We start from the raw sequence: 14424 nt of genomic DNA, 5'->3' as shown, positions 1-14424 counted from the left end.
GATCTGGATCACAATCATTAACAAAATGGATGTAACCGTTTCCATCCCTGTGACCTCACTCACGTAGCGTACGGCACGTCGCTGCCAGAATAGCCTCCTTGCTGAACACAGGAGGTGAGTGTGACGTACTGCAATGCTCTACAGGTCGGTGAGTATGATCACCATTCGTGATGTCGCCCGCCAGGCGGGTGTTTCCGTCGCGACGGTTTCGCGCGTGCTGAATAACAGCGCGCTGGTGAGCCCGGATACGCGAGAAGCGGTAATGAAGGCGGTAACGCTGTTGGGCTATCGGCCAAACGCCAACGCGCAGGCGCTGGCGACGCAGGTCAGCGATACCATCGGCGTGGTCGTGATGGACGTGTCGGACGCCTTTTTTGGCGCGCTGGTCAAAGCGGTTGATACCGTCGCCCAGCAGCATCAGAAATATGTGCTAATCGGCAACAGCTATCATGAAGCGGAAAAAGAGCGTAACGCCATTGAGGTGCTGATTCGCCAGCGCTGTTCAGCGCTGATCGTCCACTCTAAAGCGCTGAGCGACGCGGAGCTGGGGGATTTTATGGAGCATATGCCGGGAATGGTGCTGATTAACCGCATCGTGCCGGGATACGCCCACCGCTGCGTTGGACTGGATAACGTCAGCGGCGCGCTGATGGCGACCCGCATGCTGCTCAATCATGGTCACCAGCGCATCGGCTACCTCTCTTCCAATCACGGCATTGAAGATGATGATTTACGGCGAGAAGGGTGGTTAAGGGCGTTACATGAACACGGCATTGTCGCTCCCGAAAGCTGGGTGGGATCCGGGTCGCCGGATATGCAGGGCGGTGAGACGGCGATGGTCGAACTGCTGGGGCGCAACCTTGGTCTGAGCGCGGTTTTCGCCTACAACGACAGTATGGCGGCCGGCGCGCTCACGACGCTTAAAGATAACGGCATTGCCGTACCGCAGCATCTTTCGCTGATCGGTTTTGATGATATCCCCATTTCCCGTTACACCGACCCGCAGCTGACAACGGTCCGTTATCCGATTATGTCGATGGCGAAACTGGCGACAGAGTTGGCGCTACAGGGCGCGGCGGGAAAGCTGGATCGTGACGCCAGCCACTGCTTTATGCCGACGCTGGTGCGCCGACATTCGGTGGCGCAGAGGCAAATTGTGGGGCCGATCACTAACTAATTATCTGCCTGATGTAACCGCTTTCAATATGTGAGTGATTTCACAGTTTGTTAACATTAAGCTGACTATGATTGCTGCGTTTACAAGTCTGAACATACTATGTCACGGTGATTAATCACTTTTACAGCAGTAATCGGCGGTTAAACGATTAATAAAGCCGTTTTTCAGGAGCGTTACCCTACACGGAAGACAGAATTACAGTCGTGAATGTCGCTGTGCAGTAACATAAATGTAACTCTCGCCAGCCATTTTCACACCAAAGACCCTGCATAATAAAACCGGAGATTCCATGAATAAGAAGGTGTTAACCCTGTCTGCTGTAATGGCTAGCATGTTATTTGGCGCCGCGGCTCACGCAGCAGATACCCGTATCGGCGTGACGATTTATAAATACGACGACAACTTTATGTCGGTGGTGCGTAAGGCAATTGAAAAAGATGGCAAATCAGCGCCGGATGTTCAGCTGCTGATGAATGACTCGCAAAACGACCAGTCCAAGCAGAACGATCAGATTGACGTCCTGCTGGCAAAAGGGGTGAAGGCGCTGGCGATTAACCTGGTTGACCCGGCGGCGGCGGGGACGGTCATCGACAAAGCGCGTGGCCAGAACGTGCCGGTGGTGTTCTTTAACAAAGAACCTTCCCGCAAGGCGCTGGATAGCTACGATAAAGCGTACTACGTCGGTACCGACTCAAAAGAGTCCGGCGTGATTCAGGGTGACCTGATTGCCAAGCACTGGAAAGCGAACCCGAACTGGGATCTGAATAAAGACGGCCAGATTCAGTTTGTCCTGCTGAAGGGCGAGCCGGGCCATCCGGATGCGGAAGCGCGTACCACCTACGTTATTAAAGAGCTGAACGATAAAGGCTTCAAAACTCAGCAGCTGGCGTTAGATACCGCCATGTGGGATACCGCTCAGGCGAAAGATAAAATGGATGCCTGGCTGTCTGGCCCGAATGCCAACAAAATTGAAGTCGTCATCGCTAACAACGATGCGATGGCCATGGGCGCGGTAGAAGCGCTGAAAGCGCACAATAAGAGCAGCATTCCGGTATTCGGCGTCGATGCGCTGCCTGAAGCGCTGGCGCTGGTGAAATCCGGCGCCATGGCGGGTACCGTACTGAACGATGCCAACAATCAGGCGAAAGCCACCTTCGATCTGGCGAAAAACCTGGCCGATGGTAAAGAACCGGCTGCCGGTACTCAATGGAAAATTGATAATAAGATTGTCCGCGTACCGTACGTTGGCGTTGATAAAGATAATCTGAGCGAATTTATCGGTAAGTAATCGCTTAATAAGCTGCGGGCGTACGCGCTTGTACGCCCGATTATTCCTGATACAGAACCCGTCCCGGCTCGTCGTTAATGCGTCGGCTGGGGTATGCACGCACGCAGCCAGGTATAACTATGGTCAGCAATAATAGCGAACGGTCAGGCGAATATTTGTTGGAAATGAGTAACATCAACAAATCGTTTCCTGGCGTCAAGGCTCTCGATAATGTGAACCTCAAGGTTCGTCCCCACTCTATTCACGCGTTAATGGGGGAGAACGGCGCGGGCAAATCTACATTATTAAAATGCCTATTTGGAATCTATCAAAAAGATTCCGGCAGTATTCTTTTTCAGGGACAAGAGATCGATTTCCATTCGGCAAAAGAAGCCCTGGAGAACGGTATTTCAATGGTTCATCAGGAATTAAACCTGGTATTGCAACGCTCGGTAATGGACAACATGTGGCTGGGGCGTTATCCCACCAAAGGCATGTTTGTCGATCAGGACAAAATGTATCGTGATACCAAAGCGATTTTCGATGAGCTGGATATTGATATCGACCCGCGCGCTCGCGTCGGAACGTTATCGGTATCGCAAATGCAGATGATTGAAATTGCGAAGGCATTTTCCTATAACGCCAAAATTGTGATTATGGATGAGCCGACTTCTTCGTTAACCGAAAAAGAGGTCAACCATCTGTTTAAAATTATCCGCAAGCTGAAAGAGCGCGGCTGCGGCATAGTCTATATTTCTCACAAAATGGAAGAGATCTTCCAGCTGTGCGATGAAATTACCATCCTGCGCGACGGCCAGTGGATTGCCACCCAGCCGCTGGAAGGGCTGGATATGGATAAGATCATCGCGATGATGGTGGGCCGCTCCCTCAATCAGCGCTTCCCGAACAAGGAGAATAAGCCGGGTGAGGTAATTCTTGAGGTGCGCAATTTAACCTCACTGCGCCAGCCATCGATTCGCGATGTCTCTTTCGATCTGCACAAAGGCGAAATCCTGGGGATTGCCGGACTGGTTGGCGCGAAACGTACCGATATCGTGGAGACGTTATTTGGTATTCGCGAGAAGGCCGGCGGGACGATCAAGCTGCACGGTAAGAAGATTAATAACCATAATGCCAATGAAGCCATCAACCATGGCTTTGCGCTGGTGACCGAAGAGCGCCGTTCGACGGGAATTTATGCCTACCTGGATATCGGTTTTAACTCGCTGATCTCCAATATTAAGAAATACAAGAATAAGGTCGGATTGCTGGATAATTCACGCATGAAAAGCGATACCCAATGGGTGATTGATTCGATGCGCGTGAAAACTCCGGGGCAGCACACGCAAATTGGTTCGTTGTCCGGTGGTAACCAACAAAAAGTGATTATCGGTCGCTGGCTATTGACCCAGCCGGAAATTCTGATGCTCGATGAACCCACGCGCGGCATTGACGTTGGGGCGAAGTTCGAAATTTACCAGCTGATCGCCGAGCTGGCAAAAAAAGACAAAGGAATCATTATTATTTCCTCCGAGATGCCGGAGCTGCTGGGTATTACTGACCGTATTCTGGTAATGAGCAATGGTCTTGTTGCCGGAATTGTTGAGACTAAAACCACCACGCAAAACGAAATTCTCCGTCTTGCGTCGTTGCACCTTTAAGATCAGGGGCTCCTCATGAGTGCGTTAAATAAAAAGAGTTTTCTCACCTATTTGAAAGAAGGTGGGATTTACGTGGTTCTTTTAGTATTGCTGGCCATTATTATTTTCCAGGATCCGACTTTCTTAAGTTTGCTGAACTTAAGTAATATTCTGACCCAGTCTTCGGTGCGTATTATTATCGCTCTCGGCGTGGCCGGACTTATTGTCACCCAGGGAACCGACCTTTCAGCCGGACGCCAGGTCGGCCTGGCGGCGGTTATCGCCGCCACGATGCTGCAGGCGGTGGACAATGCCAATAAGGTGTTCCCGGAGATGGCTACGATGCCGATCCCGCTGGTTATCCTGCTGGTGTGTGCGATCGGCGCGGTCATTGGTCTTATCAACGGTATTATCATTGCTTACCTGAACGTGACGCCGTTTATCACCACCCTCGGCACGATGATCATCGTTTACGGTATCAACTCCCTGTATTACGACTTTGTTGGCGCGTCGCCGATTTCCGGCTTCGATAGCCACTTCTCGCAGTTTGCCCAGGGGTTTATCGCGCTGGGCTCATTCCGCCTGTCGTATATCACCTTCTATGCGCTGATTGCCGTGTTCTTCGTATGGATCCTGTGGAACAAGACCCGCTTTGGTAAAAACATTTTTGCTATCGGCGGTAACCCGGAAGCGGCGAAGGTCTCCGGCGTCAACGTCGCCCTGAACCTGCTGATGATTTATGCGCTCTCCGGCGTGTTCTACGCGTTCGGCGGGCTGCTGGAAGCCGGACGTATCGGTTCGGCGACCAACAACCTTGGCTTTATGTATGAACTGGATGCGATTGCCGCCTGCGTGGTCGGCGGCGTATCGTTCAGCGGCGGCGTCGGTACCGTATTTGGCGTGGTGACCGGGGTGATAATCTTCACCGTCATCAACTACGGTCTGACCTATATCGGCGTGAACCCGTACTGGCAGTACATTATCAAAGGGGCGATTATCATCTTCGCCGTGGCGCTGGATTCGCTGAAGTATGCGCGGAAGAAGTAACGATTAGTGAATGAAGGCAGGCGTCAGTTCAGGCGTCTGCCTTTTGCATTTTCTGGATGATAATTTGCCGCCTTCCTGCCACTCGAATTATTCAGGGTATCTATCCTCAGTATCCCGATACTCACTCGCGTAATCAGAAAAGTATTCCCGCTCGATAAGACGCCAGTTATCACGCTCACTTTATGGAGGCTTTACTTCTCTTTTTTCTGCAGCTCCAGCAGCTGCTGCGGCGTGACCGCCGGATAGGACTGTGCGCCGTCTGGAACTTCCTGCAGCGCGGGAATCGGGATCAGCGGGCCTAAAAAGCGCGGTTCGCGTTTAAAAATATAGAGATCCGCCAGCGCGCCGAAGCGGGCGCCGAACTCGCGCAGGCGAACGCTCCACATATCCTTCGGCGACGGCACCGCGTAGCACTGCGCCTGAATCCCCATATGCAGGGCAATAAACAGCGCGCGCTCGCAGTGGAAGCGTTGGGTAATAATAATAAAGTCGTTAGTATCGAAGACCTTACGGGTGCGGACAATCGAATCGAGCGTACGGAAACCCGCATAGTCCAGCACAATATCCGCCGGATCGACGCCGGCTTTAATTAAATCGCGGCGCATGGTCATCGGCTCGTTATAGCTTTGCAGCGCGTTATCGCCGCTGAGCAGCAGGTAGTTCACCTTGCCGCTATTGTAGGCGTTCAGCGCGCCCTGAATCCGGTAACGATAATATTGGTTGATAACCCCGGTACGGTAGTACTTGGCGGTACCGAGCACGACGCCGACCTGGCGGTAGGGCAGATCCTGTAGCTCATCGTAAATATAGGGAGAGGTTTTCCAGCTCATCCAGCGGTCGAGTCCCAACACGGTTAACAGCAGCAAGCCGAACAGGACTAACAGGCTGTATAACACACGCTTTAACATGAACCTGGCTCAATAGTGGACGAAGGAAGCTTCAGGCTACTTTACCCGTCGGGCAAGCGCAAGAAACCGTCGTTTAATTGCGGGGATTTTCAACAGCGCGGGCCGTTTGGCCCGCAGAATGTGACTAACCTAACAGTACGCGATCGATATTATGGCAGCCCAGCGCCTTCAGCGTCGCCGCGGTGGCGTCCCACTGGATAAGCGCCGCATCGGCCTTCTCGGCCAGGATCGCGCGCTGGATATCCGGGTAATCGTATCCGTTGAGGCTCAGCAGATTCAGCGCACCCTGCAGCGGGGGCAGCGTCGGGTTAAAGGCGGCGTTTTCGGCATAGCTACCGGTGAAAAGGGTACCGTCTTTCAGCTCCAGCGCAACGCCGGATGGTGAGTTGCTGTAAGGCATATGGCAACGGTTGGCCGCCTGAATCGCCGCCTGAGCCAGCGCGTCGCCGCTGAGCGGGAAGCCGTGGTCCTGCTCATCCATCAGCAGGGTTTTTATGTCCAGATCTTTCGGGCCGAAAGCGTCCGGCAAATAGTGCTGCAGCGAATGCGCTTCGCGCCCGGGGAGGTGGATGCGCAGCGACAGGCCGCTGTTCAATTCGTTCATAAACTGACGACAGTGGCCGCAGGGGGTGTAGTTCACGGTAATCGCCCGCAGGGATTTTTCGCCGCGCAGCCAGGCGTGGCTGATGGCGCTTTGTTCGGCGTGCACGGTTTGCTGCATGGTGGCGCCGAGAAATTCCATATTGCCGCCGAAGTACCAGGTACCGCTGATGCCGCGGGCAATCGCGCCGACGTTAAAATGCGACAGATCGGCCCGCGCGCAGGCCGCCGCCAGCGGCAGCAAAGCAAAGGCCAGCGCGTCTTCATCCAGCCCCGTCGCGCTTTGCAGCGCTGCCACCTGGTCTGCATTCAGCAGGGCCGGGAAATGCGGGTCGGCCAGCATCGGGGCGATGGCCGCTTGCAGGTCCGCCGCCAGTTGGGGAAGAACAGCTTGAAAACGTGGGTGCATGGCGTTGCCTCATAACAATGTAATGGAAATCTAGTGTACGGGTGGTTACAACCTGTATATGTGATAAACATCTCATTGTCATTGCAACTAATCTGTGTTGCATTTAAAAATGTGATTCAAATCACATTTAACCCACCACCGCTAAAATGAGCGGAAACAAAAACGGCGCGACCAGCGAGGTAATAATCCCGCAAAGCACCAGCGCCAGCGAGCTGAACGCCCCTTCCTGATAGTCGAGCTCAGCGCAGCGGGCGGTCCCCAGGGCGTGGGATGCGGTACCCATCGACAGCCCGCGCGAGGCCTTGGTGCGGATGCGCATCACATTCAGCAGGGTGTGGCCAAAGACCGCGCCGAGAATGCCGACGAAAATAACGCAGACCGCGCTGATCGCCGGGATCCCGCCAATGCTGCTGCTCACCGCCATGGCGATCGGCGTCGTTACCGATTTCGGCAAAATAGAGGCGGCAATCTGCGGGGTTGCGCCCATCATCAGGGCAACGGTAGTGCCGGTGACCATCGCCACCACGCTGCCGATAAAGCAGATGGTGATGATTGACTTCCAGCGGGCGCGGATTTGGTGCAACTGCTCATACAAAGGAAAGGCCAACGCCACCACCGCCGGCTGCAGCAGGTCGTTAAGAATTTTGCTGCCCTGGAAATAGCGCTCGTAGGAGATGCCGGTAATCAGCAGAAAAGGTATCAGCACCACCATCGCGACCAGCAGCGGGTTGAGAAGCGGAAATTTAAACCGCGCCGCCAGCCTGCGGGCAAGGAAAAAGACGGCCAGGGTTAACGGCAGCGACCACCAGATTTCATGGATCATTTTTCACTTCCTTTTTGCCCAACCACTTTGCGCTCACCGTGAACCAGGTGTGAACTCCAGCTGACCACTAAAAAGACCACCAGCGTGCTTATCGCGCAGGAGACCACCACCGGGCCAAACTGCGCGCGCAGTAAATCCCAGTACTGCATGACGCCGACGCCAATAGGTACAAACAGCAGCGCCATATAGCGAATCAGGATGTTGCAGCCGGGGTTGACCCACTGTGCAGGCAAGATTTGCAGCGCCAGCAGAAAAAACAGAATCAACATGCCAATAATACTGCCGGGAATCGCGATCGGCAGGAGCGAAGAGAGAAAAATGCCCGCATACAGGCAGGCGTAGATGAGCACGAAAGCGCGCAGATACTGCCAGATAATAATCAGTGATTTACTCATGGTAATAACCCTTGATGAACCGCATTCATCATACAATTAAAGCCAAAAATGTGCTACCGATCACATCATGAATTCTGCGCATACCTGCGATAGAGACCGTGAACACCGGACCGGGCGGCGGTCAGAGTGAAGATTGCAGGGACAAGCAATGGAGAAATCGGCTCAGCGCCAGCGACGGCGCTTCACTTTTTCGCCAGAACACCCCAACGCTACCTTTTTGTTCAATGCGCGGCAAATTAAGAATCGCCAGCTGGTGCTGGGCCGCGTAGCGCTGCGCCAGGCGCAGTGAGAGAATCGAGACCATATCGCTGCTCTGCAGCAGATTGCTGGTGACGTTCATCGAGGCGGACTCAATGGTGTTTTCCGGCAGCATCACGCCGTTATCCACCAGCGCGTTGTCGATGCTCAGGCGAATTGGCGTGCCGGTGGGCCAGACGATCCAGCGCCACGGAGAGAGGTCGGCCCAGCTTAATCGCGATTTCTGGGCCAGCGGGTGATCGGGGCGGGCGACAAAACAGACCGGTTCGGTGTAGAGCACCCGGTAGCTCAGCGGCAGCTCCAGCGCCCGCCCGCCGACGCGCCCGACGACGACATCCACCACCCCGGCGAGCAGGTCGTTAAGCAGCGGCGTCATCACTTTCTCTTCGATATTCAGGTGCAGGGTCGGCATCTCTTTCAGCAGTTCGAGGATCGCCTGTGAGACGCAGTCGGTCGCCACCGGCGAACAGCCGATCATCAGGCTGCCCACCTGTCCTCCCTGTTTAAAACGCTCGATTTCATACTGCGAACGCGACATATCGTTAATCAGTCGCTGGGCGTGCTGAAGCAGCAGCTTTCCGCCTTCGGTCGGGCGCAGACCTTTGCTGTGGCGTTCGAACAAAACCATGCCGACTTCGTCTTCAAACTGGCTGAGCCATTTGGAGAGCGCGGGCTGAGTAATGTTCATCATTTTCGCCACCTGCGTGAGATTGCCTTGCTCCCCCAGCGCCACCAGCATCTGTAAATGGTGCAGCTTCAGTTTCTGCGTCCAGTCTGCCATCAGCGATAACCTCCAGGTTATGTCTATGCCCGAAATACCATTGTACATTTCATTGCCACAGTTACAAACTCGCAACATAAAAGAAATAAATACAACATCTACCCCTACCTGCTCTGAGGCATAATCATGACTCAACGACTTGAACTACAAAAACTACTCAACGCTGCGCCGGTCGGCGCCCGACAGTGGCGCGTGATTATCTGCTGTTTCCTGGTGGTGATGCTTGATGGCTTCGATACCGCCGCGATTGGTTTTATTGCGCCGGATATCCGCAGCCACTGGCAATTAACCGCCGGTGACCTCGCACCGCTATTTGGCGCAGGCTTGCTGGGCCTGACCGCCGGGGCGCTGCTCTGCGGTCCGCTCTCCGACCGCTTTGGCCGTAAGCGGGTGATTGAGTTCTGCGTCGCGCTGTTCGGCCTGTTCAGCCTGCTTTCCGCGTTTGCCCCCGATTTACAGATGCTGGTGTTCCTGCGTTTTCTGACCGGCCTCGGCCTCGGCGGCGCGATGCCTAATACCATTACCATGACCTCGGAATATCTGCCTGCCCGGCGGCGCGGGGCGCTGGTGACCCTGATGTTTTGTGGATTCACCCTCGGCTCGGCCTTCGGCGGCGTGGTCAGCGCGCAGCTGGTCCCGCTAATTGGCTGGCACGGTATTCTGGTACTGGGCGGCGTTTTGCCGCTGCTGCTGGCGGTGGCGCTGATACCGCTGCTTCCCGAATCTCCGCGCTGGCAGATCCGTCGCCAGCTCCCGCAGGCGGTGATTGCCAAAAACGTTAGTGCCATAACCGGCGAACGCTATACCGATACCCATTTCTGGCTTGATGAGCCTGCCGCTGGGGCGAAGGGCAGCATCAGCCAGCTGTTCGCCGGTCGCCAGCTGGCCATCACCTTAATGCTATGGGTGGTGTTCTTTATGAGCCTGTTGATTATCTATCTGCTCTCCAGCTGGATGCCGACGCTGCTTAACCATCGGGGGATTGATTTACAGCACGCTTCGTGGGTCACCGCCGCCTTCCAGATTGGCGGTACCTTCGGCGCCTTGCTGCTCGGCGTGCTGATGGATCGCTTCAATCCCTATCGGGTGCTGGCGCTGAGCTACGGCCTGGGGGCGGTCTGTATCGTCATGATTGGCCTGAGCGAGAACGGCCTGTGGCTGATGGCGCTGGCGATTTTCGGCACCGGGATTGGCATCAGCGGCTCGCAGGTGGGGCTGAATGCGCTAACCGCTACGCTGTATCCCACCCAAAGCCGCGCGACCGGGGTGAGCTGGTCAAACGCGGTCGGCCGCTGCGGCGCCATCGTCGGCTCGCTCTCCGGCGGCGTGATGATGGCGATGAATTTCTCTTTTGACACCCTGTTTTTTGTTATCGCAGTACCGGCCGTCGTTAGCGCCGTGATGCTTGTCCTGCTGACGCTTGCCGTCCGCAACCCAACATCTGTACCTGCCGCGTTGCCTTCTGCTGGCATCGTGAATAAATAAGGAGAACGCTCATGACTCAATCTTCAATGGAAATCAATAAAGACCGTCAGCAGTACTATCAGCATATTTCCGGCCAAAACCTGACGCCGCTTTGGGAGTCCCTGCACCACCTGGTGCCGAAAACGCCGAATGCCACCTGCGCCCCGGCCTACTGGAATTATCAGGAGATTCGTCCGCTGCTGCTGGAAAGCGGCGAGCTGATTGGCGCGAAAGAGGCGATACGCCGCGTGCTGGTGCTGGAGAACCCGGCGCTGCGCGGACAGTCATCGATTACCTCCTCGCTGTATGCCGGTTTACAGCTGATTATGCCCGGCGAAGTGGCGCCGAGCCATCGTCATAACCAGTCGGCGCTGCGCTTTGTGGTTGAAGGTGAAGGGGCATTTACCGCCGTCGATGGCGAACGCACCGCCATGCGCGCCGGCGACTTTATTCTGACGCCGCAGTGGCGCTGGCACGATCACGGCAATCCCGGCAATGAGCCGGTGGTCTGGCTCGACGGCCTCGACCTGCCGCTGGTGAACTATCTGGGCTGCGGCTTCGCTGAGGATTACCCGGAAGATCAGCAGCCGGTGACCCGCAAAGAGGGAGACTACCTGCCGCGCTACGCTGCCAATATGCTGCCGCTGCGCCATCAGGTCGGTAACTCTTCGCCCATCTTTAACTATCGCTACGACCGCAGCCGCGAAGCGCTGCACGACCTGACGCGTATGGGCGATGCCGACGAGTGGGACGGCTATAAAATGCGCTACGTTAACCCGGTTACCGGCGGCTATCCGATGCCGTCGATGGGCGCCTTCCTGCAGCTGTTACCGAAAGGGTTTACCTCACGCGCGGCGAAAACTACCGACAGCACCATCTATCACGTGGTAGAGGGCAGCGGCCAGGTGACTATCGGTGAGCAGACATTTTCTTTCCAGGCAAAAGATATCTTCGTGGTGCCGACCTGGCACGCCGTCTCTTTTAACTCTGCCGAAGATACCGTGTTATTCAGCTTTTCGGACCGTCCCGTGCAGGAAGCGCTCGGCCTGTTCCGCGAAGCGCGTTATTAAAAATGAAGAATAAGGAATCCATCATGACTCAATACGTTTTTGCACCCCAGGCCCCGATTAGCGTTCCGGTTGTCGGCAGCGATGAGCAGTTCCCGGTACGCCGCGTTTACTGCGTGGGCCGCAACTACGCCGCTCACGCGCGTGAAATGGGCTTTGACCCGGATCGCGAACCGCCGTTTTTCTTCTGTAAGCCAGCCGATGCGGTGGTGCCCGTCGCTGCGGGAGAGACGCTGGAGTTACCGTATCCGACGCAAACCGACAACTATCACTACGAAATTGAACTGGTGGTGGCGATTGGCAAGCGGGGAAGCGATATCCCGCTGGAGCAGGCCCATGAGTATATCTGGGGCTATGCCACGGGGCTGGATATGACCCGCCGCGATCGCCAGATGGAGATGCGCCAGATGGGCCGTCCGTGGGAGATTGGTAAAGCTTTTGACCTGTCCGCGCCGATTGCGCCGCTGCATAAAGCGGATACGGCGGACGTGAACCAGGCCGGAATTTGGCTGCAGGTGAACGGGGAAGATCATCAGCGCAGCGATATTCGCCACCTGATCTGGTCGGTCAATGAGACTATCAGCTATCTTTCCGGCTTCTTTGAGCTGCAGCCCGGCGATCTGATTTTCACTGGCACGCCGGAAGGCGTCGGCGCGGTGGTGAAAGGCGATGTCATCACCGGCAACGTAGATGGACTGACGCCAATCGCCGTGCGCGTGGTGTGAGGTGAATGATGAAGCTGTACAGTTTTTTCAATAGCTCAGCCTCCTACCGCGTGCGCATCGCGCTGGCGCTGAAAGGCATCGACTACCAGAGCGTGGGCGTCAATATCCGCATTGGTCAGCAGAACGCGCTGGAGTACCGGCGGCTGAATCCGGTTGGCCTGGTGCCAACGTTGATTACTGATGATGGTGAATCTCTCGGCCAGTCGCTGGCGATTGCCGACTGGCTGGATCGCCACTATCCGCAGCCGCTGCTGCTGCCTGAGGAAGACAGCGCGCGCATGCGGGTCCTGGAGATTGTTTACGCCATCGCCTGCGATATTCACCCAATAAACAACATGCGCGTTTTACGCTACCTCAGCGACGAACTGCAGGTAAGCGAAGAGGAGAAAAAGCGCTGGTATGCGCACTGGATCCAGCAGGGATTCAGCGCCGTCGAACAGCTATTGCGCCACGCGAAATCCGGCGCTTTTTGCGTGGGCGATGCGCCCACCCTGGCAGACTGCTGTCTGGTACCGCAGTGGGCCAACGCGCTGAGAATGGGCTGCGATCTCAGCCACTATCCGCGCTGCCAGGCGGTCTATGACGCCTGCACCCGGCTACCGGCGTTTATCGCCGCCGCGCCGGAAAACCAACAAGATAAGATCCCGGCTTAGGAGGCAACATGGCAAAAGTGATGCGAGCAATTATTGTCGGCGGTGGTATTGGCGGAGCGGCCACGGCGCTCTCTCTGGCGCGCCAGGGCATTAAAGTGATGCTGCTGGAAAAGGCGCATGAAATCGGCGAAATCGGCGCGGGGATCCAGCTTGGCCCAAACGCGTTCTCGGCGCTGGACAGCCTCGGCGTCGGCGAAGTCGCCCGCCAGCGGGCGGTCTTTACCGACCATATCACCATGATGGATGCGGTAAACGACGAAGAGGTGGTGCATATTGAGACCGGACAAGCGTTCCGCGACCATTTTGGCGGGCCGTATGCGGTGATCCACCGGGTAGACATCCACGCCACCGTCTGGGAAGCGGCGCTGACCCATCCGGCCGTGGAGTATCGCACCTCGACCCAGGTGGTGGATATCCGCCAGACCGCCGATGACGTGACGGTTTTCGATGACAAAGGCAACAGCTGGACGGCGGATATTCTGATCGGCTGCGACGGCGGTAAGTCGGTGGTACGCCAGAGCCTGCTGGGGGATTCGCCGCGGGTGACCGGCCATGTAGTCTATCGCGCGGTGGTCGACGCCGCCGATATGCCGGACGATTTGCGCATTAACGCGCCGGTGCTGTGGGCGGGTCCGCACTGCCACCTGGTGCATTATCCGCTGCGCGGCGGCAAGCAGTACAATCTGGTGGTGACCTTCCACAGCCGGGAGACAGAAGAGTGGGGCGTGCGCGACGGCAGTAAAGAAGAGGTGCTCTCCTACTTTAAAGGCATTCACCCGCGTCCCCGGCAGATGCTGGATAAGCCGACCTCCTGGCGGCGCTGGTCCACCGCCGACCGCGAGCCGGTAGAGAAATGGGGCAACGACCGCATCACGCTGGTTGGCGATGCCGCTCACCCGGTGGCGCAGTATATGGCCCAGGGGGCCTGTATGGCGCTGGAAGACGCGGTGACGCTGGGTAAAGCCCTGGCGCAGTGCGACGGCGACGCCGCCCGCGCTTTCGCGCTGTATGAGTCGGTACGTATTCCGCGTACCGCGCGGATCGTCTGGTCGACGCGTGAAATGGGGCGGGTCTATCACGCCGCCGGCGTTGAGCGCCAGGTACGCAACCTGCTGTGGAAAGGCAAGACCCAGAGCGAGTTTTATCGCGGCATCGAGTGGCTGTACGGCTGGAAAGAGGATAACTGCCTGGAACCACGTTAAGCGGCTGT

Annotated in this window: 14 protein-coding genes; 9 read left to right on the top strand and 5 right to left on the bottom strand. The window is 56.2% G+C overall.

Annotated features, from left to right (window positions below; translation table 11 throughout):
* Positions 1 to 154: 154 nt before the first annotated feature.
* The 4 genes from galS (at position 155) to mglC (ending at position 5131) form a co-directional block, all read left to right on the top strand.
* Complete coding sequence (gene galS / locus ABLU96_RS23635) at positions 155 to 1177, top strand: HTH-type transcriptional regulator GalS (protein WP_064404613.1); 1023 nt, start codon at positions 155 to 157, stop codon at positions 1175 to 1177.
* 289 nt (positions 1178 to 1466) lie between these two features.
* The gene (gene mglB, locus ABLU96_RS23630) at positions 1467 to 2465 is read left to right on the top strand and encodes a galactose/glucose ABC transporter substrate-binding protein MglB (protein ID WP_014230154.1); all 999 of its coding nucleotides are present in this window, start codon (positions 1467 to 1469) and stop codon (positions 2463 to 2465) included.
* A gap of 119 nt (positions 2466 to 2584) precedes the next feature.
* Positions 2585 to 4105 carry a galactose/methyl galactoside ABC transporter ATP-binding protein MglA gene (gene mglA, locus ABLU96_RS23625; protein ID WP_014230153.1) on the top strand — a complete coding sequence of 507 codons (1521 nt, stop codon included), beginning with the start codon at positions 2585 to 2587 and terminating at the stop codon, positions 4103 to 4105.
* A 15-nt stretch (positions 4106 to 4120) separates the two neighbouring features.
* The gene (gene mglC, locus ABLU96_RS23620; protein ID WP_004852662.1) at positions 4121 to 5131 is read left to right on the top strand and encodes a galactose/methyl galactoside ABC transporter permease MglC; all 1011 of its coding nucleotides are present in this window, start codon (positions 4121 to 4123) and stop codon (positions 5129 to 5131) included.
* A 191-nt stretch (positions 5132 to 5322) separates the two neighbouring features.
* Here mglC and sanA read toward each other — a convergent pair whose 3' ends face one another.
* The 5 genes from sanA to ABLU96_RS23595 form a co-directional block, all read right to left on the bottom strand.
* Entirely contained in the window at positions 5323 to 6039 is a 717-nt protein-coding gene (gene sanA, locus ABLU96_RS23615) for an outer membrane permeability protein SanA (protein ID WP_004852661.1), read from the bottom strand.
* A 124-nt stretch (positions 6040 to 6163) separates the two neighbouring features.
* The gene (gene cdd / locus ABLU96_RS23610) at positions 6164 to 7048 is read right to left on the bottom strand and encodes a cytidine deaminase (protein WP_014839055.1); all 885 of its coding nucleotides are present in this window, start codon (positions 7046 to 7048) and stop codon (positions 6164 to 6166) included.
* A 127-nt stretch (positions 7049 to 7175) separates the two neighbouring features.
* A complete protein-coding gene (locus ABLU96_RS23605) occupies positions 7176 to 7871 on the bottom strand; it encodes a CidB/LrgB family autolysis modulator (RefSeq protein WP_025106754.1) in 696 nt (231 codons plus the stop codon).
* Positions 7868 to 8266: a CidA/LrgA family protein gene (locus ABLU96_RS23600; RefSeq protein ID WP_014230151.1), complete on the bottom strand. Its 399-nt coding sequence runs from the start codon at positions 8264 to 8266 to the stop codon at positions 7868 to 7870. The genes ABLU96_RS23605 and ABLU96_RS23600 overlap by 4 nt, the downstream gene beginning before the upstream one ends.
* Before the next feature lie 121 nt (positions 8267 to 8387).
* Entirely contained in the window at positions 8388 to 9305 is a 918-nt protein-coding gene (locus ABLU96_RS23595; protein WP_004852655.1) for a LysR family transcriptional regulator, read from the bottom strand.
* A 126-nt stretch (positions 9306 to 9431) separates the two neighbouring features.
* On the opposite strand from ABLU96_RS23595, the gene ABLU96_RS23590 reads away from it, so the two are divergent.
* From ABLU96_RS23590 to ABLU96_RS23570, 5 genes are read left to right on the top strand one after another with little or no spacing between them, the layout of a single operon-like run.
* Positions 9432 to 10790, top strand: coding sequence for an aromatic acid/H+ symport family MFS transporter (locus ABLU96_RS23590; RefSeq protein WP_049082278.1), 1359 nt, complete (start codon positions 9432 to 9434; stop codon positions 10788 to 10790).
* Positions 10791 to 10801: 11 nt separating this feature from the next.
* On the top strand, positions 10802 to 11839 hold the full coding sequence (gene gtdA / locus ABLU96_RS23585) for a gentisate 1,2-dioxygenase (RefSeq protein WP_064404480.1): 1038 nt from the start codon (positions 10802 to 10804) through the stop codon (positions 11837 to 11839).
* 23 nt (positions 11840 to 11862) lie between these two features.
* Positions 11863 to 12561, top strand: a complete 699-nt coding sequence (locus ABLU96_RS23580) for a fumarylacetoacetate hydrolase family protein (RefSeq protein WP_014230148.1) — start codon at positions 11863 to 11865, stop codon at positions 12559 to 12561.
* Between the two features lie 8 nt (positions 12562 to 12569).
* A complete protein-coding gene (gene maiA, locus ABLU96_RS23575; RefSeq protein WP_064404482.1) occupies positions 12570 to 13214 on the top strand; it encodes a maleylacetoacetate isomerase in 645 nt (214 codons plus the stop codon).
* An 8-nt stretch (positions 13215 to 13222) separates the two neighbouring features.
* Entirely contained in the window at positions 13223 to 14416 is a 1194-nt protein-coding gene (locus ABLU96_RS23570; protein ID WP_064404483.1) for a 3-hydroxybenzoate 6-monooxygenase, read from the top strand.
* The last annotated feature ends 8 nt before the right edge of the window (positions 14417 to 14424 follow it).

The organism is Klebsiella sp. CN_Kp106, assembly GCF_040064575.1.
GTDB lineage: Bacteria > Pseudomonadota > Gammaproteobacteria > Enterobacterales > Enterobacteriaceae > Klebsiella > Klebsiella michiganensis.
Note: the sequence above shows the minus strand (reverse complement) of the source record. Positions and strands in the feature narration are given on the sequence as shown.

Excerpts from the sequence above, each read along its gene's own strand:
- ABLU96_RS23580 (WP_014230148.1), top strand. The coding sequence starts at position 11,863 with ATGACTCAATACGTTTTTGCACCCCAGGCCCCGATTAGCGTTCCGGTT.
- mglB (WP_014230154.1), top strand. The coding sequence starts at position 1,467 with ATGAATAAGAAGGTGTTAACCCTGTCTGCTGTAATGGCTAGCATGTTA.
- sanA (WP_004852661.1), bottom strand. The coding sequence starts at position 6,039 with ATGTTAAAGCGTGTGTTATACAGCCTGTTAGTCCTGTTCGGCTTGCTG.
- ABLU96_RS23595 (WP_004852655.1), bottom strand. The coding sequence starts at position 9,305 with ATGGCAGACTGGACGCAGAAACTGAAGCTGCACCATTTACAGATGCTG.
- gtdA (WP_064404480.1), top strand. The coding sequence starts at position 10,802 with ATGACTCAATCTTCAATGGAAATCAATAAAGACCGTCAGCAGTACTAT.
- mglA (WP_014230153.1), top strand. The coding sequence starts at position 2,585 with ATGGTCAGCAATAATAGCGAACGGTCAGGCGAATATTTGTTGGAAATG.
- mglC (WP_004852662.1), top strand. The coding sequence starts at position 4,121 with ATGAGTGCGTTAAATAAAAAGAGTTTTCTCACCTATTTGAAAGAAGGT.
- ABLU96_RS23590 (WP_049082278.1), top strand. The coding sequence starts at position 9,432 with ATGACTCAACGACTTGAACTACAAAAACTACTCAACGCTGCGCCGGTC.
- ABLU96_RS23605 (WP_025106754.1), bottom strand. The coding sequence starts at position 7,871 with ATGATCCATGAAATCTGGTGGTCGCTGCCGTTAACCCTGGCCGTCTTT.
- ABLU96_RS23570 (WP_064404483.1), top strand. The coding sequence starts at position 13,223 with ATGGCAAAAGTGATGCGAGCAATTATTGTCGGCGGTGGTATTGGCGGA.
- galS (WP_064404613.1), top strand. The coding sequence starts at position 155 with ATGATCACCATTCGTGATGTCGCCCGCCAGGCGGGTGTTTCCGTCGCG.
- ABLU96_RS23600 (WP_014230151.1), bottom strand. The coding sequence starts at position 8,266 with ATGAGTAAATCACTGATTATTATCTGGCAGTATCTGCGCGCTTTCGTG.
- cdd (WP_014839055.1), bottom strand. The coding sequence starts at position 7,048 with ATGCACCCACGTTTTCAAGCTGTTCTTCCCCAACTGGCGGCGGACCTG.
- maiA (WP_064404482.1), top strand. The coding sequence starts at position 12,570 with ATGAAGCTGTACAGTTTTTTCAATAGCTCAGCCTCCTACCGCGTGCGC.